Annotated in this window: 24 protein-coding genes; 11 read left to right on the top strand and 13 right to left on the bottom strand. The window is 44.9% G+C overall.

What is annotated here, in order from left to right; translation table 11 throughout:
- Positions 1 to 100: 100 nt before the first annotated feature.
- The 4 genes from potA (at position 101) to M917_RS08720 (ending at position 4,034) form a co-directional block, all read left to right on the top strand.
- Positions 101 to 1,342 (top strand): spermidine/putrescine ABC transporter ATP-binding protein PotA, encoded by a 1,242-nt coding sequence (gene potA, locus M917_RS08735; protein ID WP_021814445.1) that lies wholly within the window; start codon positions 101 to 103, stop codon positions 1,340 to 1,342.
- Positions 1,342 to 2,220 (top strand): spermidine/putrescine ABC transporter permease PotB, encoded by an 879-nt coding sequence (gene potB, locus M917_RS08730; protein WP_021814444.1) that lies wholly within the window; start codon positions 1,342 to 1,344, stop codon positions 2,218 to 2,220. Before potA ends, potB begins: the two co-directional genes overlap by 1 nt.
- On the top strand, positions 2,220 to 3,050 hold the full coding sequence (gene potC / locus M917_RS08725) for a spermidine/putrescine ABC transporter permease PotC (protein ID WP_084606213.1): 831 nt from the start codon (positions 2,220 to 2,222) through the stop codon (positions 3,048 to 3,050). The genes potB and potC overlap by 1 nt, the downstream gene beginning before the upstream one ends.
- A 93-nt stretch (positions 3,051 to 3,143) precedes the next feature.
- The gene (locus M917_RS08720; RefSeq protein ID WP_021814442.1) at positions 3,144 to 4,034 is read left to right on the top strand and encodes a LysR family transcriptional regulator; all 891 of its coding nucleotides are present in this window, start codon (positions 3,144 to 3,146) and stop codon (positions 4,032 to 4,034) included.
- A 478-nt stretch (positions 4,035 to 4,512) separates the two neighbouring features.
- Here M917_RS08720 and M917_RS08715 read toward each other — a convergent pair whose 3' ends face one another.
- The 7 genes from M917_RS08715 to M917_RS14520 all read right to left on the bottom strand — a co-directional run bounded on the left by M917_RS08715 (position 4,513) and on the right by M917_RS14520 (position 9,372).
- On the bottom strand, positions 4,513 to 4,818 hold the full coding sequence (locus M917_RS08715; RefSeq protein WP_021814441.1) for a PadR family transcriptional regulator: 306 nt from the start codon (positions 4,816 to 4,818) through the stop codon (positions 4,513 to 4,515).
- A 9-nt stretch (positions 4,819 to 4,827) separates the two neighbouring features.
- A complete protein-coding gene (gene chrA, locus M917_RS08710; RefSeq protein ID WP_021814440.1) occupies positions 4,828 to 6,036 on the bottom strand; it encodes a chromate efflux transporter in 1,209 nt (402 codons plus the stop codon).
- Between the two features lie 377 nt (positions 6,037 to 6,413).
- Positions 6,414 to 6,785, bottom strand: coding sequence for a fluoride efflux transporter CrcB (gene crcB / locus M917_RS08705; protein WP_021814439.1), 372 nt, complete (start codon positions 6,783 to 6,785; stop codon positions 6,414 to 6,416).
- A 60-nt stretch (positions 6,786 to 6,845) separates the two neighbouring features.
- The gene (gene tsaD, locus M917_RS08700) at positions 6,846 to 7,895 is read right to left on the bottom strand and encodes a tRNA (adenosine(37)-N6)-threonylcarbamoyltransferase complex transferase subunit TsaD (protein ID WP_021814438.1); all 1,050 of its coding nucleotides are present in this window, start codon (positions 7,893 to 7,895) and stop codon (positions 6,846 to 6,848) included.
- Positions 7,896 to 8,130: 235 nt separating this feature from the next.
- Entirely contained in the window at positions 8,131 to 8,634 is a 504-nt protein-coding gene (locus M917_RS08695) for a c-type cytochrome (protein WP_021814437.1), read from the bottom strand.
- A gap of 128 nt (positions 8,635 to 8,762) precedes the next feature.
- Entirely contained in the window at positions 8,763 to 9,152 is a 390-nt protein-coding gene (locus M917_RS14430) for a hypothetical protein (protein WP_021814436.1), read from the bottom strand.
- Between the two features lie 88 nt (positions 9,153 to 9,240).
- On the bottom strand, positions 9,241 to 9,372 hold the full coding sequence (locus M917_RS14520) for a hypothetical protein (protein WP_021814435.1): 132 nt from the start codon (positions 9,370 to 9,372) through the stop codon (positions 9,241 to 9,243).
- 172 nt (positions 9,373 to 9,544) lie between these two features.
- Here M917_RS14520 and rpsU point away from each other — a divergent pair, with 172 nt between their 5' ends.
- Both rpsU and M917_RS08680 read left to right on the top strand, forming a co-directional pair.
- On the top strand, positions 9,545 to 9,760 hold the full coding sequence (gene rpsU, locus M917_RS08685) for a 30S ribosomal protein S21 (protein ID WP_010195908.1): 216 nt from the start codon (positions 9,545 to 9,547) through the stop codon (positions 9,758 to 9,760).
- Positions 9,761 to 9,944: 184 nt separating this feature from the next.
- Positions 9,945 to 10,394 (top strand): GatB/YqeY domain-containing protein, encoded by a 450-nt coding sequence (locus M917_RS08680; protein WP_021814434.1) that lies wholly within the window; start codon positions 9,945 to 9,947, stop codon positions 10,392 to 10,394.
- Between the two features lie 126 nt (positions 10,395 to 10,520).
- Here M917_RS08680 and M917_RS08675 read toward each other — a convergent pair whose 3' ends face one another.
- A complete protein-coding gene (locus M917_RS08675; RefSeq protein WP_040642434.1) occupies positions 10,521 to 12,227 on the bottom strand; it encodes a M48 family metallopeptidase in 1,707 nt (568 codons plus the stop codon).
- A 359-nt stretch (positions 12,228 to 12,586) separates the two neighbouring features.
- Here M917_RS08675 and M917_RS08670 point away from each other — a divergent pair, with 359 nt between their 5' ends.
- The 4 genes from M917_RS08670 to thiS all read left to right on the top strand — a co-directional run bounded on the left by M917_RS08670 (position 12,587) and on the right by thiS (position 14,837).
- Positions 12,587 to 13,045, top strand: a complete 459-nt coding sequence (locus tag M917_RS08670) for a sulfurtransferase TusA family protein (protein WP_021814432.1) — start codon at positions 12,587 to 12,589, stop codon at positions 13,043 to 13,045.
- Positions 13,046 to 13,286: 241 nt separating this feature from the next.
- Positions 13,287 to 14,150, top strand: a complete 864-nt coding sequence (rpoH, locus tag M917_RS08665) for an RNA polymerase sigma factor RpoH (RefSeq protein ID WP_200861753.1) — start codon at positions 13,287 to 13,289, stop codon at positions 14,148 to 14,150.
- 29 nt (positions 14,151 to 14,179) lie between these two features.
- Complete coding sequence (locus M917_RS08660) at positions 14,180 to 14,554, top strand: DUF423 domain-containing protein (protein WP_021814430.1); 375 nt, start codon at positions 14,180 to 14,182, stop codon at positions 14,552 to 14,554.
- 82 nt (positions 14,555 to 14,636) lie between these two features.
- Positions 14,637 to 14,837 (top strand): sulfur carrier protein ThiS, encoded by a 201-nt coding sequence (gene thiS, locus M917_RS08655; protein ID WP_021814429.1) that lies wholly within the window; start codon positions 14,637 to 14,639, stop codon positions 14,835 to 14,837.
- 276 nt (positions 14,838 to 15,113) lie between these two features.
- On the opposite strand, the gene hpf is transcribed toward thiS, so the two are convergent.
- The gene (gene hpf, locus M917_RS08650) at positions 15,114 to 15,494 is read right to left on the bottom strand and encodes a ribosome hibernation-promoting factor, HPF/YfiA family (protein WP_021814428.1); all 381 of its coding nucleotides are present in this window, start codon (positions 15,492 to 15,494) and stop codon (positions 15,114 to 15,116) included.
- Positions 15,495 to 15,854: 360 nt separating this feature from the next.
- Positions 15,855 to 17,552 (bottom strand): RNA polymerase factor sigma-54, encoded by a 1,698-nt coding sequence (gene rpoN / locus M917_RS08645; protein WP_021814427.1) that lies wholly within the window; start codon positions 17,550 to 17,552, stop codon positions 15,855 to 15,857.
- Between the two features lie 290 nt (positions 17,553 to 17,842).
- Between rpoN and M917_RS08640 the strand changes: the two genes are divergently transcribed.
- Positions 17,843 to 18,751, top strand: a complete 909-nt coding sequence (locus M917_RS08640; RefSeq protein WP_021814426.1) for a nitrilase-related carbon-nitrogen hydrolase — start codon at positions 17,843 to 17,845, stop codon at positions 18,749 to 18,751.
- A gap of 36 nt (positions 18,752 to 18,787) precedes the next feature.
- Here the strand turns inward: M917_RS08640 and M917_RS08635 are convergent, their stop codons facing one another.
- From M917_RS08635 to lysA, 3 genes are all read right to left on the bottom strand, one after another.
- Entirely contained in the window at positions 18,788 to 19,810 is a 1,023-nt protein-coding gene (locus M917_RS08635) for a tyrosine recombinase XerC (protein ID WP_021814425.1), read from the bottom strand.
- Between the two features lie 201 nt (positions 19,811 to 20,011).
- On the bottom strand, positions 20,012 to 20,899 hold the full coding sequence (gene dapF / locus M917_RS08630) for a diaminopimelate epimerase (RefSeq protein ID WP_021814424.1): 888 nt from the start codon (positions 20,897 to 20,899) through the stop codon (positions 20,012 to 20,014).
- Between the two features lie 385 nt (positions 20,900 to 21,284).
- Entirely contained in the window at positions 21,285 to 22,652 is a 1,368-nt protein-coding gene (gene lysA, locus M917_RS08625) for a diaminopimelate decarboxylase (protein ID WP_021814423.1), read from the bottom strand.
- Positions 22,653 to 22,740: the final 88 nt, after the last annotated feature.

Raw genomic sequence — 22,740 nt, 5'->3', positions numbered from 1 at the left:
TGGTTTATATTCAGCGCTGATACTCATCCCAAGCCACCTTGACAACAGTGTCTTAGATAAACAGCCGTACTAAGATGCTGGACACCTAGGAACACATATTATGACCAACTCATCGCCAACCAAAAATAGTAGCGTTGCATCACCTCACAACGAAAAAATACTGCTGCAACTGACAGGTCTCCAAAAAACCTACGATCAAACTGACGTGCTCAAAGACATCAATCTCGACATCAAGCATGGTGAGTTTATAACATTGCTTGGGCCGTCGGGCTGCGGCAAGACGACCTTACTGCGCCTCATTGCTGGTTTTGAGCAGCCGAACGCTGGGGCGATATATTTGGATGGTATACAAATGGCGGGTTTGCCAGCCGATAAGCGTCCGGTCAATACGGTCTTTCAGCAGTATGCTTTGTTTCCACACATGACTGTCGCGCAAAACGTCGCGTATGGGCTAAAGCTCAAAAAAGTGCCCAAAGACGAGATGAATACTCGCGTGCGCGAGATGCTTGCCATGGTCCAGTTAGAGCATTTGGCCAATCGTAAGCCGCAAGATTTATCTGGTGGTCAGCAGCAGCGCGTTGCTATTGCCCGCGCGGTGATCAATCGTCCTAAATTACTATTGCTCGATGAGCCACTGTCGGCACTCGATCATAAACTGCGTTTGCAAATGCAATCGGAGCTTAAACGCCTACAACGTGAGCTTGGCATCACCTTTGTCTTTGTCACTCATGACCAAGAAGAAGCGCTGTCCATGTCAGATCGCATTGCCGTGATGAAAGACGGCAGGTTTCAGCAAATCGGCACCCCTATCGAGATCTATGAAACCCCTGCCAATTTGTTTACTGCCAAATTTATTGGTGAGACCAATCTATTTAGGGCGGAAGTGAAAGGGGTTTATCCAGAACAGCCAGATCGTGATGGGCGAGTAACCAATGGGCGCATCGAGGTCGAAGTTTGTGAGGCGCAAGCGCAAGATGGGCCAACGACGTTACGCAATTTACGTCGTCCTGATTTTGCCAATGATGTGCAAGTGGGTGATATCGTTAATCTCTTACTACGCCCTGAAGATTTACGGATTTATGATCCCAAAGATATGGAGCATAAGGGGCTACTTGGTCGCGTCATCGAAAGTAACTATAAAGGCAGTACCTTAGATTCCATTATTGAGTTAGTGAATGGTCACGTCATCAAAGCGTCTGAGTTTTTTGATGAGGATGATCCCAGCTTTGATTATAAGTTAAATGAAGCGGTTAAAGTTTCATGGGTTGATGGCTGGGAATGGGTATTACCAGAAGACCCTACAGTAGTACAAGACAGCACTGCGCAAAAGGATGACAGCTGATGGCACGTCATAGCTTGAGCAGCAAAAGCCCTTTTCGTACGGCAACGCTTTGGCTGATTTGGGGTTGGTTACTAATATTTGCCCTGTTGCCTAATATACTGGTCATCGCCGTCAGCTTTTTGACCCGAGATAGTAGCGCCTTTGTCAGCTTGCCCGTCAGCATCGATAGCTATGTGCGGATGATTGATCCGCTATATTTTGAGGTGTTTGTTCATTCATTATGGATGGCAGGTATCACGACGATTATTTGTCTATTGCTCGGTTATCCTTTTGCATGGTTAGTTTCCAAAGCGCAAGTACGCTGGCAGCCACTGCTGATGATGCTATTGATACTGCCATTTTGGACCAACTCTTTGGTGCGGACTTATGCGCTCAAATTGTTGTTTGCCAATAACGGTTTGATTAATAAGTCACTATTAGCAGTCGGTATCATCGATGCACCCATTGATATTTTATATACTCAAGGGGCCGTGATTGCTGGTCTTACCTATCTGTTGTTTCCTTTTATGGTATTGCCGTTGTATGCGGTGTTTACAGATTTGCGTACTGACATGCTGCTGGCCTCACAGGATTTGGGCGCGTCAAAGACGCAGACCTTTTGGCATGTGGTATTGCCATTGACGACTCCTGGGGTTATCTCAGGGATACTGCTGGTGCTATTACCAGCGATGGGCATGTTTTATGTGGCCGATATTTTAGGCGGTTCACGCAACTTATTGGTCGGTAATATTATTAAAAACCAATTTTTGGATGCGCGAGATTGGCCGTTTGGGGCGGCAGCCAGTGTGTTACTAACAGTGGCGATGGCGGTGCTATTACTCGCTTACCGTGCCAGTAGTCGCCGTATTGGCAAGACTGATTTTAACGAGGTGGCCTAATGTCCGATTATCCACTGAACCATTCATTGAATCAATCGTCCACCAAGCACAAACGATCCATTAAGATGGGCAGTGTCATGGCTAAAGGCTATCTTGGGCTGATATATGCGCTGTTATATATACCCATTATCGTCTTGGTGGTCATGTCATTTAACAAATCAAAAATCGGCTACAATTGGGGTGGATTCAGCTTAAAGTGGTATGAATCACTATTTAATAACCAAGCCATGCTCGATGCATTTTGGCATTCTATTGTGCTGGGCTTGGTCGCGGCAACTGTCTCGACCTTGATTGGCACGCTGACCGCCCTTGCCTTACATCGCTATAAATTTCGCGGTAAAGGCTTGCTCAATGGGCTGTTATTTGTGTTGATGATGTCGCCTGAGATTGTTCTTGCTATCTCGTTATTGGCGCTGTTTTTATTGATTGGTCTACAATTGGGCTTTATTTCGCTACTACTGGCGCACATTACTTTTTGTCTGCCATTCGTGGTGATCACGGTCTTTGCTCGTTTGAGTAGCTTAGACGAACGCTTGATGGAAGCCGCTCGCGACTTAGGCGCTAATGAGTCAACGATGGTGCGTACGGTGCTGATTCCCGTTATTCTACCAGCGGTGATGGCAGGTTGGTTGCTCGCCTTTACTTTATCGCTAGATGATGTGGTGGTGTCAACCTTTGTCACAGGTCCTAGTTATGAGATTTTACCACTGCGTATTTATTCCATGGTGCGAGTCGGACTTAAGCCAGAGGTCAATGCCATTGGTACGTTGCTACTGGTTGCTTCTTTGATATTGGTCATCATCTCGCAGCTGTTGTTACGTCGGCGTTAGCTGACTAACGTTTATTAATCTTAATATTTGAATGAAAATCAGCGCTAGATTGATTATAATGAATTTTTCTCACCTTAGCGGTTAGGTTATATTATGCTAGAGCTTCGTCACCTTAATACATTAACCGCACTACGGGCACACGGCTCACTAGCGGCGGCGGCCGATGAGCTACACGTCACTGCCTCTGCGGTCTCTCACCAGCTAAAAGAGTTGGAGAATTATTACGACATTAGCTTGGTAAATCGCCGAACACGGCCGCTCACTTTTACCCCAGCAGGCAAAACGGTATTGGCATTGGCAGACAGCATCATGCCACAAGTGACCCGTACCAAATCCAATCTTAAACGCTTGGCGCATGGTCAAGCAGGCAGATTGCGCCTTGCCTCTGAATGTCACAGTTGCTTTGACTGGCTCATGCCAATACTCAATCATTATCGCCGCGAATGGTCAGATGTAGAGCTGGACTTTGCCACAGGCTTTGAACCTGAGCCGCATCATTTATTGATGGAGGGGGATATCGATTTACTCATTACCACCAGTGATTTGCCAATAGATGGCATCAGCTATCAGCTATTGTTTGAGTATGAAAGTCGCTTGGTACTGTCACCAACGCATGATTTGGCAGCACAAGCCTTTATTGAACCAAAGGATTTGACTAATGAGACGTTGATTGCTTATCCAGTAGAAGCAAAGCGCCTTGATATTATTGCCAACTTTATGACGCCAGCGCAGGTGAGCTTTCAGAGTATTCGTACGACGGAATTGACAGCAATGCTCATTCAATTGGTCGCCAGTGAGCGCGGTGTGGCAGCGCTACCTGACTGGGTGGTGGCTGAATATGAGAAAAAAGGCTGGGTCGTCTCCCGGCCGTTAGGTAGTGGCGTACGCTGTCAGTTGTATGCAGCGACGCGCACCTCTAGCCAAGATACGGCTTACATGCAAGGGTTTGCGAATTTGTTGGAAGGAATAGTAAAGCCAGTTTAGGGCGTGTTGAACATTCAACCATAGCACTGACAGAGAATATTTTTTAGGCGATTCGCAGGTAAAAATAGTGAGTATAGTTATTCTATACGTCTATTTTTAGCAATGAAGCGGCAAAAAAGAGTCCTGTCCTTTCAGGCTGATGCTAAAACTGCCCCATACTGCGTTGCAAGTCTAGTTAAGGTATTAACATTATCGTCGACTTGCGCCTTGTCTGGAACAGTTTTAGCGATCAGCAGTGCCTATTTGTGAATGTTCAACACGCCCTAATACTCCACTGTTTATTACATTTTTTGGTTATTAAATATCGTCCGCTTTCTTACGTTATGATAGGCGTTGGGGTAAATAATGGTTCCTTAGTGAGGACTTAAATCTTAGGCTGTACGCTATTGATATAAACGGTTTGAGTTACTGAGGCAGTATTAGTGTACTTGGCAGTATACTTGATGCTCATTATCACACGCCTTGTCACTCTTATCGATCATGTTCCGTCAATAAGCTCTCCAAACAGCTCTTTTACCTTTATTTTCGCCTCAATTAACGCTTGACGCCCCTCTATTGTAATCTCATACATACGGCGGTCACGATGGCCTGTAGGCTGATAATATGAGCTGAGATAACCTTTTTTTTCTAAGCCATGTAACAGCGGATAAAGGGTTCCTGAACTCATCTCGTAACCATGATGCCGTAACTCGTCCATAATACCCAAGCCATAAACTGGTGCATCATTAGCATGATGTAGGATGTGCAAGCGTATCATGCCACCATATAAGTAGTTGTCCGTCATATTGTCACCTTATAGTGTTAGTAGCCAACCAGCGGCTCCGCAACTGATAACCACTAGCCAAGCAGGTAATTTCCAAAACATCAAGGCAACCAAAGCCACCAATGCCAAACCAAAATCTTTTGCCTCAAGAACAGCGCTTGTCCATACAGGATGGTACAACGCTGCCAGTAGCAAACCGACGACTGCTGCATTGATGCCCGACAGAGCAGCTCGTGTCCTCAAATTTTGGCGTAGACCCTCCCAAAATGGTAGGGCACCCATAACCAACAAAAATGATGGCGCAAAGATGGCTATTAAGCAAATCATACCGCCCAACCAGCCACTAGGCCCTTGATTCATCGAACTGCCAAGAAATGCTGAAAAGGTGAATAAAGGGCCTGGCACTGCTTGTGTGGCTCCGTAACCTGCTAAGAAAGTATCGTTACTGAGCCAACCTGCTGGTATAACCTCAGCTTGTAACAAAGGTAACACTACGTGCCCACCACCAAATACTAATGATCCTGCTCGAAAGAAGGTGTCTACCATAGAGAGGGTGTGACTTGGGTACAATGCGGTCAGCAGTGGCAAGCCAATGAGTAATGAGAGAAATGAGAGCAACCAAAAAACCCCAGTCCGACGCTTAACAGTAATAGGAAGTGGGTCATGAGCAATCACTTTTTCAGGTTTGAACAATATCAATCCAATAATGGCAGCAAAAACAATGACGCTCACCTGACCTAAGGCAGAAGGTACTAGCAATACAAAACAGGCAGCCAGCGCCATGATAGAGACTCGTGCAACATCAGTGCAGAGATTTCGCCCCATACCCCATACTGCTTGTGCCACCACAGCCACCGCCGCGACTTTTAAACCGTGCAGTACGCCAGATGGAATAATATCCCCATAACTAGTAATACCCATAGCAAATAGAATAAGCGCTATGGCAGAGGGTAGGGTAAAACCAGTCCAAGCAGCAAGAGCACCAGCATATCCTGCTCGAGATAGCCCTATGGCAATGCCAACTTGGCTGCTTGCTGGTCCCGGTAAAAATTGGCAAAGTGCCACTAAATCAGCATAACTATTCTCCGTTAGCCACTTTCTTCGCATCACAAACTCATCCCGAAAATAGCCCAAATGAGCGACAGGGCCACCAAATGAGGTCAGACCCAATCTAAGAAAAATAAGAAAAACGACCCATGCTGATTTGCGTTCATTATTATGGCTATCCTGAGGCGCCATGACTAATTCTCCTCGGCAAACTATGGAAAGAGACAGTATTAGCAACCAAGGTCAAACATAGAGTTGGTTTTATATTTCACGCTAATACTTTCTTAATTATCGAATTTCGATAATTTACCTAGGTTTTAATGACATGTCTACCTTTTGCGAGAATTATTTATTGCTATATCTATCTTAGGAAGGTTTAGATGTGCAAAATATATTTTTTTATATTATTAAGCACTAGCTTCATTAACACCATGTGGCTATCTTAGGTATACCCTGGTGGAACCAGTTATTTCAGCCTTCAAACGTATTAACAGACTACTTAAAACAGACTGTATTTGAGTAACTACTTAAATCAGACCACTAATTAAGCAGGTGATATCGATAAGAGCTCAAAGCACGCACTTAAAGAAATAAAAACCAAGTGCTGTTGCCAATAATGTCAGTCCAACATGCAGCCCTATCAGTGCCAAACCTGCCAGCAATCGCCCATCGTGAAGAAAGCCAAATACCTCAGCACTGAAAGTACTGAACGTGGTTAAGCCACCTAAAAAGCCAGTGATCACAAACACTCGAACATTATCAGACAAGCCACTCCCCATACGCTCAAACCATACTAGTGCCAGTCCAATGAGCAGCCCACCTAAGATATTAGCACTCAGTGTGCCGAGCGGTATCCAACTGTGCAATGCGTTAAAACGCGATAACCATGCGCGTAAGCAAGCACCAAATGCTGCTCCTAAACCAATGGCCAGCCACTGCATAGACTATCCTTAATTCAGCTCTAGATGTTGATATATAAAATATTGAATAAACACAAACCCTTATACCGCAGGCAATTCAGTCATCGGCCAACGTGGCACGCAGCTGACCGCCAAGTCATCAGACTGCCCTGCTTGCAAGCGCTCGTAGCCAGCATAGGCAATCATCGCGCCATTATCGGTACACAATGCTGGCGGCGCATAATGCACAGTGGCGTTTATTTTGGCCAACTCAGCTTCTAATGTTTCGCGCAAATGGGTATTAGCACTCACTCCGCCCGCAATCACCAGTCGGCTCATATCTGCTTGCTTCAACGCTTTCACACATTTTTTTACCAAGGTATCGACTACGGCATGCTGAAAGCTGGCGGCAATATCGGCACGGACTTTTGGGTCACTATCTGCACCACTTCCTGAACCTTCAGTATCTTTGATAAGATTATGTACGGCTGTTTTCATACCACTAAAAGAAAAATCCAAACCGCGATGTAACATCGGTCTTGGTAATGTGTAAGCATTTGGATTGCCAGTTTCAGCCAATTTGGCGATATTAGGCCCACCCGGATACGGTAAGCTCAGCATCTTGGCGGCTTTGTCAAAGCATTCACCCGCTGCATCGTCTATCGATTCACCCAATATCTCATATTGACCAACACCACGAGCAGCTATCAGCAAGGTATGCCCGCCAGACACTAATAATGAGACAAAAGGAAACGCTGGTGGGTTGGCGCCCATGAGCGGTGCCAATAGATGCCCTTCCATATGATGAATACCAATCGCTGGAATATCTAAGCCATACGCCAAACTGCGCCCAAATAACGCACCCGTCATCAGCGCACCAATCAGCCCTGGCCCTTTGGTATACGCGATAGCATCAATCTCATCTTTGCTGATACCGCATTGATCCAACAGCTCATTAAATAAAGGCACAAGCTTACGTATGTGATCGCGACTGGCAAGCTCAGGCACCACACCGCCATAGAGGGCATGCAGCTCTATTTGTGAATACAATACCTGCCCGAGCAAGCCTTGATTGGCACTATCTATCTGCTCACTATCAAAAATTGCTAATCCCGTCTCATCACAAGAAGTCTCTAAACCCAATACCTTCATACTTTTGCCTTTATACCTTTGTTTTTGTGCTATTTTTTGCCGCGTTTTTCATTTTATACCATTTTCAAAAATTTGAGTCGCAAAAGAAACGAATGCAAGCATTATATCTAGCGGTCTAAATGCACTTAGGACAGCGAAACATATTTCTTGAAATTGTTACCAAAAAAACGGGCAGAAAAAAACCGCCATTGTCAGTCACAATGACGGTCAGTTTAACAAATTTCAATGATTAAGATCAGCTTACTGACGCTAACATATAATCCACAGCGGCCTTCACTTGTGCCTCAGTTACGCCATTTATTGCTTGCGCTGGCATTTTGTTAAAGCCTTTGACCGAATGCATATACAAAGTCTCTTTATCTTTGGTCAGACGAGCCGTCCAAGCCGCAGTATCTCCATATTTTGGCGCATCAAGCAAACCCGCTGCGTGACACACCTTGCAGTTTGACTCGTACAGTTTGGCACCTGCATCAGCCGCCAATACTTCAGGCTCAGTGGTAACTTCTTGCCCTGCTTCTTCAATGACAGGCGTTGCAGTAGACTTCGCCTCAGTTTCAGAAATAAGGACTTCAGGCTCTGCTACTGGCGCTTCTTCTACCAAAGCTGTTTCAGCTGGCTCGTTAACAGCAGCTGTTTCTTCGGTGGCATTATCACCACTACAAGCACTGAGCGCCAGTAACATGCTCACGCCAATAGCAGATAAAGTGAGTTTATTCATACGCTGTTTTTTGTTCATCATGATCACACCTATACGCGATACTTCATATTGGCTGCCGCTTATGACAGCCTAGAAACTCATCATTCTTGTCACTCACGTACCTGATCTGACTACTGTGAATCGATCATTCACTCAGTCCAAGCAAGTGCTTATTGAGCAGCTGCTTCGTCAGTTACTGGTGAGGCATCAGCAGTAGCAGCACCATCTACACTGGCTTCCGCGCCATCAGCAGTAGCCGTCTCTGCTGTTTCAGCGCCCGCTGTCGCTGTTGCTGCGTCGGTCATGGTTGCGTCAGTCGTTGCTGCGCCTTCTACTGCTGTGCTATCAGCAGCAGCAACTGGCATCGGCGCGGTTTCTGGAAAATCCATCTCTTCAGCTGCAGGTGCATTTGCACGCGCAAGCGTAGCGGCCTCCTCAACACGCTCTACTGCCAACACTTCATGTGACTCTTCTTTATCACCACCACAAGCGCTAACACCAAAGCCAAGAGCCACGATAAACGCTGTGCTTAGTGCCGTACTCAATACTGATTTTTTCATTCCAACATCCTCAATAAAATGCCCATAAAACGGTTAATGTGCTTAGTACTTTATGGAAATTATCATAGCATAAACTCAAGCTAAACCGTTATAGACAGTAGGGTTTTTTATTGACGTAAGACTGTGTTTTTGGGATGTTTGCACCAGTAGCCATGACTACCAATGCTTGTATTTCATAATTGTCTATCGCCACACAACCTAATGGTAAATAAGCATTCATGCGCTAAAATCATTGACTTTATTGGAATTTTTTATTAAAATATCTGCCCTTGTGCTCGTGCGCAAGATAATCCTAGTTTGAGCTGATGCCTGTAATCTTGAGATATTACGGCTAAATACTAATACACAGCCAAACTAATGCCTTTATATCTCATCCTAATCAAGGAGTCTTCATGCCTGCAGTTAAGGTTAAAGAAAACGAACCAGTTGACATTGCTATCCGTCGTTTCAAGCGTGCTTGTGAAAAAGCTGGCGTATTATCAGACGTACGTAAGCGTGAGTTTTATGAAAAACCAACGCAAGTACGTAAGCGTAAAAAAGCAGCTGCCGTAAAGCGTTATAAGAAAAAGTTACAACGCGAAACCATTCGTACCACTCGTATGTACTAATCAATAAGTCGATTAGTTAAGTACCAGCGCTACACTAACGCCACTGTTATCCATCGATATCAGTGGCGTTTTTTATGCTACAATTTTTATTATTATTGCTAATATGGTTTTTACTAAAAACCGCATCGGCAAGTTTTTGCTTAAAAATTTAACGAATAAAACTTACCAGACAAGGATAATAACAATGAGCCAACTCAAACAGACTTTATCAGACACCATCAAAACTTCTATGAAAGCCCGTGAGCTTGAGCGCGTTAAAGTATTGCGCAATGTACAATCAGTCGTCAAACAAATTGAGATTGATCGTCAAGTAGAGCTTGATGATGCCCAAGTGTTGGAAGTGCTACAAAAGCAGCTAAAACAGCGCCATGAATCCCTGACTATCTTTACAGAAAATAACCGTGATGACTTAGCGACCAAAGAGCAGTTTGAGATTGATATTATCAACGAATTTATGCCCAAACAAATGAGCGATGCCGAGATTAGTGCGTTAGTTAATGCTGAAATCGCCGAACAAGGCGCCACGTCAATGCGTGATATGGGTAATGTGATGGGTGTATTGAAAAACAAAACCGCTGGCCGTGCTGATCCTGCGCTGATTTCTAAATTGGTTAAAGATGCATTGCAAGGTTAATACTGACTATTGATTGACAGGTTTTGCCCAGCAATTAAGAAAAATTTATGCCTGTTTCGCTGACTCTTTTTATATTGACCTGACTATAACACTATCATATTCAAAATGATGACATAAAATAACCGCCTAAGGCTCAAAGTCTTTGGCGGTTTTTACAGCTTTTATTTCTGCATCGATATTGGCTAATAGCGGACGAGCGCTACTGGCTTGAGCGGTACTTTGCAATTTTTCTGTCAATTTTTTGGCTTGGGTAAGCGACGTTAGCGCACTCTCATAGCGTCCGCTCCATAGCTGATCATGACTGCGATAGCGTAAGGCATTGATGGTCGCGATACTGGCTAACTGCTCTGACGTCGTGGTTTTGGCAAGTTTTTCATTGGCCAGCTGTAGACTTTGCCACGCATAACGGTCGCTTGGCTGTTGCTCAGTTAATGGCTTGAGCAATGCTTGTGCTTTCGCGGGCTGATTGCTATTGGTGAGTGCTTCAGCCAGATAAAGACGTAAATCACGACGCTCAGGATAAACGCGCTGCTGCTGCTCTAAAATATCAGCCGCTTGTGACCACTCTCCTTGCTCACTCAGAATGTGACTTTGGGTAATTGATAGCAAAGGCTCTAGTCCTTGACGCGCCGCCGCTGGCAATGCCGTGATTTCAGCCATGACCTCGTTGGCTTCCTTAAAGCGTTGCTGTTCGCCGTACCAGTGCATCAAGGCCAATTTAGCCCCGACGCTGTTTTTAGCGGCCGTTGTCAATACGGTCTCAGAGGCGCGCTTGCCAGTGCTTTGCACGCGCCAATAGAGCAAATCAAACATCGCCTGATGTCGCTGCTGCTGGTTTAGTGACAACGAAGGGTAATGCTGAGCGCGACTCTGCGACTCACTCAAACGCTCGTTGCTAAGAGGATGCGAGCGGACAAAGCTTGGCAAAAATCGGTTTTCGACTTGATTTAGCTGGCTTTGTTGATTCATCGTCGCAAAAAACCGTGGCATGGCTCTCGGATCATAGCCAGCTTGAGTCATGATTTGCATGCCAACTCGATCAGCTTCGCGCTCATTACTTCGGCTAAAAGCCATACTACTATTCATCGTTGCCGTCTGACTGCCCATCATCACTGCCGCAGCGGCATCACCATCGACGGCTGACGCTGCAATCGCTGCCAGCATACCGCCTATCTGCATCAATAGAGCTTTTTTGCGTTCATCAGCGCCGTTTTCATAATGATGTTGGCTAAGATGTGCCACTTCATGTGCCACCACACTGGCCAGCTCATCCATGCTATTGGCGGCCAAGATCGTTCCTGTATTGAGACCAATGACACCGCCTGGTGCGGCAAAGGCATTGATACTTGGGTTATCAATAACGACCAAACCCATTAGCGCCTGCTGCCGTGCTTGCGCATTCAGACGCCATGTCATGTCTTTCAGGGTTTCTTGAATCCAAGGATCATGCTCCATCTTGACGCTACCATTGACGTTTCGTAGCGACCATTCGCCAAGCAGTTTATTTTGATATTGCTCAGCGAAGCTCAACCCTTGCCCGCGTAAATTGGGCAAATCCAATGCTTCAGAATCCGGCATTTGCCATGAATTATAAGCAAACGTTGCTGCTTCTTGGCTGCTGACACTATCATTGCTGTTGGCCACTGTAGTCATTGTCAGCAATGCCGCTGATAACCCTAATTTCATGGCGCTCGCGGCAGACAGACATAGACGACTGTTAGGCCGCGTCATTAATGGCGATGCTGCCATGAGCGAACGCTTGGCTATCAAGTATTTATTCAATGAATTCATGCGCGCGCTATCTAGCATCAACTGTCTATGAGAGTGTGACAAGGGCGTATCCTATGCATGTGATTAATAACAACATCTTTTTGACTATACGAGCTTGCGGATACAAGGTCAATTCTAGTATGTATTTGACTACCAATAAGCAAGTCGCGTGTCACTATTGTGCAACATGCCTGTGTAATTCTAATGAACCGAATATTGTATTGACTATATTCAACTGCTAATACACAGCCACTATTTGGTATAATGACAGACTATAACGATAGTCCATGATGGTAGACTTGCATCGCAATCAACTGAGAAGTTGGGGTTTCAAAAAACTTGATAGCAAAATTATAACGTTAACTGTCATTCATAGCCCTAACAGTACAAATTAAAATATTGATATTTGAAAGGTTTATCTTATGTCTGCTGACCGTCAGTCAATCATCGTACGTGCCTCTCAGGCTATTAGTTTATCAGCGACTTTGTCCGACGCTGAGCAGCAAAAGGCGAACCATTTGCTTGGTTTATTGCTGGCTGAGGATACTGCTGTAAATAGCGACATAGATACTCGACACCTGACATTTGATATCAAACGCTTCGTCGATGGTCGCGGACTTGCTTGTCCGATGCCATTATTAAAAACCAAAGTGGCGCTACGTGATGTTGCTATCGGTGAGTCGTTATACGTGGTCGCAACTGACGCTAACTCTCAAACAGATATCACGGCTTTTTGTCGGCAAAACCAGCAGACAAATACGGCAAATCCATTGATATTGGTCGTGAATAGCGTCACTCAGCAACAGCTATCAGCTAGCAGCTCAGCACAGCGTTTCGATACAATATATCACTTCATCATTACCAAAACTGATAGCAACTAAGCGTCGCTATCCTTTACAATTACAATCATAAAGATTTTTATCTGACTATTTGCTTAACCATGTAAACAAGGTCAAGAATATGGCTACTATCTCTAATGATGCTGCGAAAACGAGTAAAAAAGACGATGCAGCACCTATAAAAAACGAAGCCCGTGATGCAGCACTTAAAGCAGCGGCTCAGCGTCCACCTTATGACGCTAGTGCACTTGGTAAAACCAGTACGCGAGATTTGGTACCCGCGATGCCCACGCATTTGTCAGCACCGGGCGTCAATTTGGGTGCCTATATCAATACTGTCCACCAAATCCCTATTTTGACACCAATACAAGAGCAAGAGCTGGCACATCGCTATTATGACGAAGGGGATGTCGAAGCGGCGCGGCTGCTTGTTATGTCGCATCTGCGTTTTGTGATTCATATTGCTCGTAGCTATTCAGGTTATGGTCTACCGCAAGCAGATTTGATTCAAGAGGGTAACTTAGGACTAATGAAGGCGGTAAAACGTTTCGATCCAAATAAAGGTGTACGTTTGGTATCGTTTGCGGTGCATTGGATTAAAGCTGAGATACATGAGTTCGTGATTCGTAACTGGCGCATTGTCAAAGTGGCAACGACCAAAGCCCATCGCAAGCTATTCTTTAATTTGCGTAGTCTTAAAAAGACCAATAATCAACTGACCTTAGAAGAAGCAGATGCCATTGCTGCTGACTTAAATGTCACACGCAAGCAAGTGCTAGAAATGGAATCGCGCCTGACCTCTTATGATGCGTCGTTTGAAGCGCAATCGAGTGATGATGACGATGGGCGTTACGCGCCGCAACTGTTTTTAGAAGACGGCATCGATCCTGCTGAGCAGTTAGAAGAAGCGGATTGGGAAGAAAACAACTCATCAGCCTTGTTAGCGGCGATGGGTACGCTCGACGAGCGCTCACGTGATATCGTCGAGCAGCGCTGGCTTTCGGAACAAAAATCAACCTTGCATGAGTTGGCAGCCGTCTATTCTATCTCTGCCGAGCGTGTACGCCAAATCGAAAAAAATGCGATGGATAAAATCCGTGAGGCAATGACCATCGATAGCGTTATTTTACCAGATGATCTTCAATAACTATCGCTTTTAGATAATATGAGTTTGCCATGTTAAATTGGATAGGTATTGCAGCCATCAATATGGCCATCGCTGTCGCGTTAGGCGCATTCGGTGCGCATGGCCTAAAAAATATGGTCAGTGCCCAGCAGCTTGAATGGTGGCAGACTGCAACACTCTACTTATTTGTGCATGCACTCGGTTTGTTGCTGGTGGGCGTATTGATTCGATTCAAATCTGCCACCCAAACCACGGCGTGGCTACTACAGATTGGTATTGTTATATTTGCGGGTAGCCTATATGCGATGACGCTCGGCGCACCGCGTTGGTTTGGCTCGATTACCCCTATCGGCGGTATTCTGATGATTACAGGTTGGCTATGGCTTGCTGTATCAACCTTTCGTTTGGGTCAAGTAAAAACTTGATTGGCCGAGCAATAAGCGATCATGCATAAAGTAGATGTAGATTGATGAAACAGCAATATCAAACCATTCAGGAGCATGTTTTATGAGTACCATTAGTGTCAATGGTCAGAATCTACAGACCACCCATCAGACCGTACAATTGGTCATCAATGAGCTTGGACTTAGCCAAGGTCGTTACGCTGTAGAGGTCGATGGTGAACTGATACCAAAAAGTGAGCTTGCGCAATTACGTATCGTTGAAGGCATGACTATCGAAGTGGTACAGGCGGTCGGTGGTGGCTGATTTAATAGTAAACCTTAAACCTATCATTTAGGCTTTTTTATCCGTTTACTCCTTTCAATATATGCTTAATTCTCTCAATATATAACTCTGTCATCCACTTTTATTGAAACTCAAGTTTAGCGCAGATAATAAAAAAGACTTCAACGTATCAAACGCTTGAAGTCTTTTTCTTTTTTATGCATCGAAGTTCAAAAGCTAATGATATGGCTACTTATATCCTTGTTATTCTGTTAGCCAATATTTATCAAACCTTATACGCCCTAAACTTCAATGAAACTAAACGGCTGGCACCACATCGTCGACTGTCAGGTCTTCATAGCGATTCTCACGTCCAGCACCCTGCGTCTTTTTACGCTCTTGACGGGTTTTATATTTCCGCACTTGTCTATCAAGTTTGTCTGCCATCTCATTAATGGCCTTATACATATCATCCTCACACGCTTGGACAAACATCTCTTGACCTGAGACTCGTAAGATCGCTTCAGCTTTATGGCTTTTTTTACCACCATCGTTTGCGCCGCTGTTGTCTAATGACAAGATCACTTGAATACTTTGTATCTGATCAAAGTGACGCTCTACTTTTACAAGCTTTTCACGAACCGCTGTGTCCATAGCTTCGGTAACACTGATATGGTGACCACTGATAGAAACATTCATATTATTGTCCTTTTATTATTACTTACACTGTTACTTACAATCAACAGATGAGATGGCATTCCTGCCTTTATCATCCTGCCTTACCAATAACTACCTGAGTATTTTTAACAAGAGCGAAACCTATCCTTTTACGGTTGCCTCTATTATTAACGTAGATAAATAACTGAGGTAACGTTGTTGGTATGACTCTAATTTGTCATGAAAAGCGAATTGTAGCAAGACAGTATATTGTAATTAAATGTAATAAAATCTGTTGTTTCCTGAATGTTTCTATATAATCAAAAAATTTTATTTTTTATATTTGGTAAATTCATCTTAAAGCGCTTAGAAAACTCCTAATAACTCTTTGAATGATAACAACTAATACTTTTGCTTGCGCTGGGTAGACGAACCGATATGCATCGCTTCACGATATTTGGCGACCGTTCTGCGAGCAATATCGATACCTTCTGCTAACAAAAGATCCTTTATACCACTGTCTGACAATGGTTTTTTAGGATCTTCATCGGCGATTAGTTGCTTAATCATGGCACTGATAGCAGTTGATGAGATGTCACCATCACTACTGCTAACATGTGAGGAAAAAAAGTGCTTTAGCGAAAACAACCCTTGCGGCGTCAAAATGGTTTTGCTGGTGGTCAAACGCGACACGGTAGATTCATGTAAGTCTACTTCTTCTGCGATCACTTTTAAAATAAGCGGTTGCATGGCCTTAGCACCATGCTGAAGAAAGTCTTGCTGATAGCGCACAATGCTGGTGGCCACTTTTAGCAGGTTTTGATTGCGTTCTTCGATACTGCGAATAAACAAGCGGGCGTCGGTGAGGTTTTCACGTAGATATTGATTGTCAGGGCTGTCATCACCGCGTTTGACTAAGTTGGCATATTCTTGATTGACTCGCAGCTTTGGTAGGGTGTCAGGATTGAGACGCACATGCCAGCCCTCATCTTTTGTATCTGAATGACGACCACGGTGGCGGATAGGTGTGACGAGCACATCAGGAATATCATAGCTGGGAGTCGGCCGCATGTAGTCGGGCTGATTGCTCTGAAACAGCAACGCTGGTGAAGGGTTTAAGGTACGCAGTAGTGTCAGTGCTGGTGTAATATCCTCAGCTGCCAGTCCCGTCCGCGCAGTTAGTGCTTTGATGTTATTACTGACCAAATGCTCGCCTGCTGATAGTAGCGCTTGCGCTTCTTTTAGATACTCAGTGTCAGCATCGAGCTTGGATAACTGAATCGCGAGGCATTCACTCAGGTTGCGCGCACCCACACCAAGCGGGTCGCAAGACTGAATCATGCGTAGCACCGCCATTATTTCGTCATGCTCAACGCGCTCGTCCCACTGATAAAAGCTCGCCATGGTATCGAAGCTTTGTAACAGCTCATCAATATCCAGCTGAATAAAACCCCTCTCATCCATAGAGTCCATCAGATAAGTGGCGATCAATGTATCCGTCTCTGAAAGGCGCTTAAAATTCAGTTGCCAGCGTACGTGGTCTTGGATGGTTGCAGAAGTACCGCCTTGATAGGCATCAAAATCTTCATTGCTTTTGTTATTAGAGCTTTTAGCAGCAGATGCAGCGTTGCTGCTATCAAAATCGCTAAACTCAGCGTTATCAACGTCAAAACGGCCATCGTCATCGCTATCCATAGCAGCGTTGTCCATCGCCCCATCATCCATATTTACTTGCTGCAATTTATCCAAGCTATCACTAAAATCATCATTGTATTCAGAGGCATCATTATATTCAGAAGCATAGTCAGATAGCGATTCATTATTGCCAGATTCTCCACTAAATGAATCAGCATTAATGCCTTGGTTCCAACTGTCTAGTGTCAATGATGTATTTAAATCAACGACCCTATCATTCGCATCATACTCGTATTCTTCATCCTCCTCGATGCGTTCAAGCAAGGGATTACTATCGAGCTTGGCCTGAACTTCTTGCGCAAGCTCCAAACTAGAGAGCTGCAGCAACTTAATAGCTTGCTGCATCTGCGGTGTCAGTTTTTGTGAAGTACTTAGCGTGGTCGCCAATCCAAACGACATACTCATAGGGGACTTATTACACTCCGGTAGTGGTGATATTCCGTATATGTTGCTAGTGAAAGCAATGATTTAATTTGGTCAGGACACAGACGATAGCATTTTTTGCCACAATTTTGCTATGATAATTTATACCCTGCCAAGATAAGCTTGTTTTAGTCGATACTAAATGACATAGATATAAGACAACAATCGAATCCAAAACGCATATAACAAATCTATTCATAATACTAAGCCGTTTATCAATGCAATTACTAGGGTGTGTTGAAAAATTCTAAAAATCAACTGAGTATACAACTATGAATGAAAAGACAAATCATCATCAATTTGCCACTGCTGCCATTCAGATGAATAGCCAACAAGACGTAGAGCAAAACTTGAAGGATATAAAAGCCGCTATTAGCGAGGCGTATAGACAAGGCGCTAAGCTTGTGGTGTTACCCGAAAACTGTTGCAGTATGGGTGAGCAATTTGCCACCGCCGAGCGTTTTGATGAGTTATCAGCGACGATAGCTGATTATGCAAACACTTACGGCATTTATGTACTAGCAGGCTCACTACCCTGCTCCTATCGTCCTGATGGCGTGATTGTACCCGATGGTAGGTTACGACAAGTCAGTCAGCTGTTTGCACCTGATGGCACACGCGTCGCTCGCTATGACAAGATTCATTTATTTACAGCGACAGTGGCAGATAAACAAGGCAGTTATAATGAAGCGGCAACTTTTGAGCCAGGCACACAAACAGTGATTGCACCGATAGAAACAGAGGATGCGGTGTATCAGTTGGGCATGATGGTCTGTTTTGACTTGCGGTTTCCGGCATTGGCACAGCGTCTGCGTCAAGCTGGTGCCGATATATTGAGCGCACCTTCTGCCTTTACCTATCTGACTGGGCAAGCGCATTGGTCATTATTGTTGCGCGCGCGGGCTTTAGACAGTCAATGTATGGTAATTGGTGCGGCACAAGGTGGCGATCATGTTTATAAAAACGGCAATATCCGTCAAACATGGGGACACACAGCGATTACGGCTTATGATGGTACCGTTATAAATAGCTATGATGACAGTACGCTCAATGACACGGCTGATAGCATAGCAGACAAGAATTATGCCAATCATGCCATAGTCATGGCATCATTAGACATACAATCGCAGGAGCAAGGTCGCCAAAAACTGCCCATCTTTGACTGCCATCGTTTAGCATAGCATCAGCCCCTAAGGTATAACTCAAACTATCAAAGTTTAAGAAGCGTCACTGTCACTCTGAGCGTGAGTTGCGCGCGGATGGGCGCGGTCGTAGACTTGCGTGAGCTTAGCAAAATCCACATGGGTGTAAATTTGGGTGGTACTGATGTCACTGTGTCCAAGCATCTCTTGAACAGCGCGCAAGTCACCACTGCCTGACAGCATGTGTGACGCAAAACAATGGCGCAGTAGATGCGGATACATGTTTTGGGCGATGCCTGCACGAGTTGCAGCGACTTTTAAGCGCTGTTGTACCGCCCGCGTGGATAGACGAGTCCCCAGTTTTTCACTGATAAACAACGCCTTATCCATCTGCTCTACCCAAAGATGACGATGCGGTAGATAGCGCGTAATCGCCTCTGCGGCCTTGACACCCAATGGCACCAAGCGTGTTTTATTGCCCTTACCCGTCACTCGCACCCGTAGATCGGACAAATCCAGATCTGCCATATCTAGCGCCACCAGCTCACCGACGCGCAGACCACTGCTATAGAGTAGCTCAAACATAGCTTTGTCACGTAACCATAAGCGGGCTTGTTCTGGTGTGTCGGGAATCTCTTGATCGAGCAATTGTGTCAATAAATCCACATCGGCAATGGACGGTAATGGTCTAGGACTACGCTTTAGCTGATAACCAGTTGTTGGATTGATGCGTGCCAAGTTCTCTTCGATCAACCAACCATAAAAATGGCGAATAGCCGACAACTCTTGCTGAACACTGGCCAGTGCCAGCTTATTCTCGTCTAGACGCTGGCCAATATGTTGTGCCAGCTGACGTTTATCACAGCGCGTCCATGTCAGACGTTTACCGCGCAAAAACAGCGCCAATTGATTTAACCCAGCAAAATAAGCCGTCAGTGTGTGCTCTGAATGATTACGCACTGATAAGGTATGTAGCCAGCGATGGACAGGCAATAACAGCTCGCGCAGCACCGCATCTGCCTCTATCGTGACTGCCAATCCTGCTGATAACCATCGCTCTGATTTTATAGAAGGGTCGTTTTTATGAGACATCACCATATGAAACACAGCCCTATTATTGGCCTAACCGCAAATATATAGTTGAAATACTTTAAAGTCGCTAAAGTATTGCTGGCGTAAATTTTTTGCAGCATCGAGCTGCGAAGACACAGCAAGCAAGAAAAATTTGCACCAGCAGTACGTATTTTATCGATATTACTTTTCAACGACTATATGCCACTTATCATTTGCGACGCACGGTTAATCTTCTGTATTGGTCTTGATGCCTGCTTGCGCCATCAAACCATCTGGACTAAACACACCTTCGTAGACAAAGGCTGTGGGTCCGGTCATCATCACTGAATACCCTGGTTGCCACTTGATAATCATACTGCCACCATAGAGCTGCGCCCGTACATCTTCGCCTTCATCGAGCCAGCCTTCACGTATCCCAACGGCAACCGCTGCACAAGCACCTGTACCGCAGGCTTGTGTCTCACCAACACCGCGCTCATACACACGCAAACGAATGTGACGCTGGTTCATCACTTGCATAAAACCGACATTGACCCGATCTGGAAAGGCAGGATGCGACTCGATGGCTTTGCCCAAAGTTTCAACTTCTGCGTCAAGTACATTATCGACTTTGATAACGGCATGTGGGTTGCCCATATTGGCGACGTATAATTGTACTGGCGTCCCATTTACATCTAAATGATAGGCGTTTTGAATCTTAGTAGTGGCTCGTGGGGTAAAAGGAATCTCATTGGGCTCAAACTTGGGTTTACCCATGTCAACCTCTACCCAACCATAACGGTCAGTGGTCAACGAAATAATACCGCTGGCTGTTTCAACACGTAGACGCTGCTTAAATGACAGCTTGCGCGCTTGCACAAAACGCGCAAAGCAGCGCGCGCCGTTGCCGCATTGCTCAACCTCTGTGCCATCGGTATTAAAAATGCGATAACTGAAATCCACATCAGGGCGCATCGGTGGCTCGACCACGAGCAATTGATCAAAGCCAATACCTAGATGACGATCACCCAATAATTGCACCAAATCCTTGGTTAATTCTAAGCGTTGGGTCACCAAATCGATGACCATAAAATCATTGCCCAGACCATGCATCTTAGTAAATTCTATTAGCATATCTTTGATATCCTATCCTATTTTTATGTATGCCTTATATTAGCACGCTGTCAGTTACAATCATAATTATCACTGTACGCAAAGATAAGTTATAGTCGATACTAAATAAAACTGATATCGGGCATGATAACGCGAGACTGGCACAAATTTTTCTTGCTTGCTGTGCCGTTGCTGCCAGAGGCTACGAAACTTCTCGTTTAAAGATAAGCATACCAGTCCCGCTGACTCGTTTTTATATTGAAATCACTATATCTTTGCTAAAAATCTGCCATAAAAAACCCATCGTCATCATAACAATGGGTTCTGTCTAAACGGTTAAAATCAGCAAATATTTGGGCTATTTTTTATGCTATTTTTAGAGACAAGGTCGACTGTCTAACATCCCCTAATCTTGCCACAAGATTTCATCGGCATATAAGTCTTCCATCGTTTCGCGCTTACGAATCAGCTGATGACGATCACCCGCCACCATCACTTCGCTGGCACGCGGACGCGAATTATAATTGCTACTCATGGTAAACCCGTAAGCGCCCGCACCCGTGATTGTCAAAATATCCCCTGTGGCTAAGGCCAATAGACGGTCTTTGGCCAAGAAATCCCCTGTCTCACAAATCGCGCCAACGATATCCCATGCTTTTGTACCGTCAGTATCGATACCATTGTTAGGTAATACACTCGGAATTACTGCCATTTCCGCTTGATATAACGCAGGGCGAATCAAATCATTCATCGCGGCATCAACGATGGCAAAGTTCTTATGCTCAGTAGGTTTTAACACATCGACTTGAGTCAATAAGATACCAGCATTGGCCACAATACTGCGACCCGGCTCAAAAAACACGGTCAAGCCAAGCTCGCTAAGCTTCGGTAATAAAGCAGCGGCAAACGTATCGATAGATACTGGAGTCTCATCGATATAACGCACGCCCAAACCGCCACCCAAATCAATGTGACGCAGCTCGATACCTTTGTCACGTAAGCTGTGTATCAATTCAATGACTTTATCCAAAGCCGCAACAAATGGCTCGACCTCCGTCAATTGAGAGCCAATATGACAATCAATGCCAACGATATCAATGTGAGACAACTCTGCTGCTTGCTGATAGACCGCGAGCGCGTCTTCGTGGGTAATACCGAATTTATTGTCTTTTAGCCCAGTCGAGATATACGGATGAGTCTTGGCGTCAACGTTTGGATTGACGCGTAATGAGATTGGCGCAGGTTTATCGAATGTTTTTGCGACCTCGTTGATTAAAGCCAACTCGCTGATCGACTCAACATTAAAGCAGCCAATACCTTGCGTGAGTGCATACTCAATATCGCTATAAGTCTTGCCAACGCCTGAAAATACCACCCGTGACGCGGCGCCTCCAGCAGCCAATACCCGCATCAGCTCACCGCGTGAGACAATATCGAATCCTGCACCTGCTTGCACCAATACGCCAAGCACTGCCAAATTGGAATTGGCCTTTACGGCATAACATATCTGATGATTCAAACTGGCAAAACTATCAGTATATGCCTGATACACGTCTAATATCGCCTGTTTTGAGTAGACATAGCATGGCGTACCGTATTGTTTGGCGATAGCCTCAATGCTGACTTGTTCCATATACAACGCCTCATCATGATAATGCAACGCTGGTAAATGGGCAGTTAAGGCTATGGGATCAATGTATCGTCCTTGCTCGGTTTGGACAGTTACTGGCTCAACAGCTATGGACTCGCCAGTTTGTAACTCAGAATGACTCATATGAACATCTCTAATTTATTCAGGGTAACAAGATTGAAAATGACGTTTTAGGAAGATCGGTAAAACGCTCTAAAAAATAAATATTTAG

The sequence above is a fragment of the Psychrobacter aquaticus CMS 56 genome, assembly GCF_000471625.1.
GTDB lineage: Bacteria > Pseudomonadota > Gammaproteobacteria > Pseudomonadales > Moraxellaceae > Psychrobacter > Psychrobacter aquaticus.
This window is presented reverse-complemented; position numbering and strand designations above follow the sequence as displayed.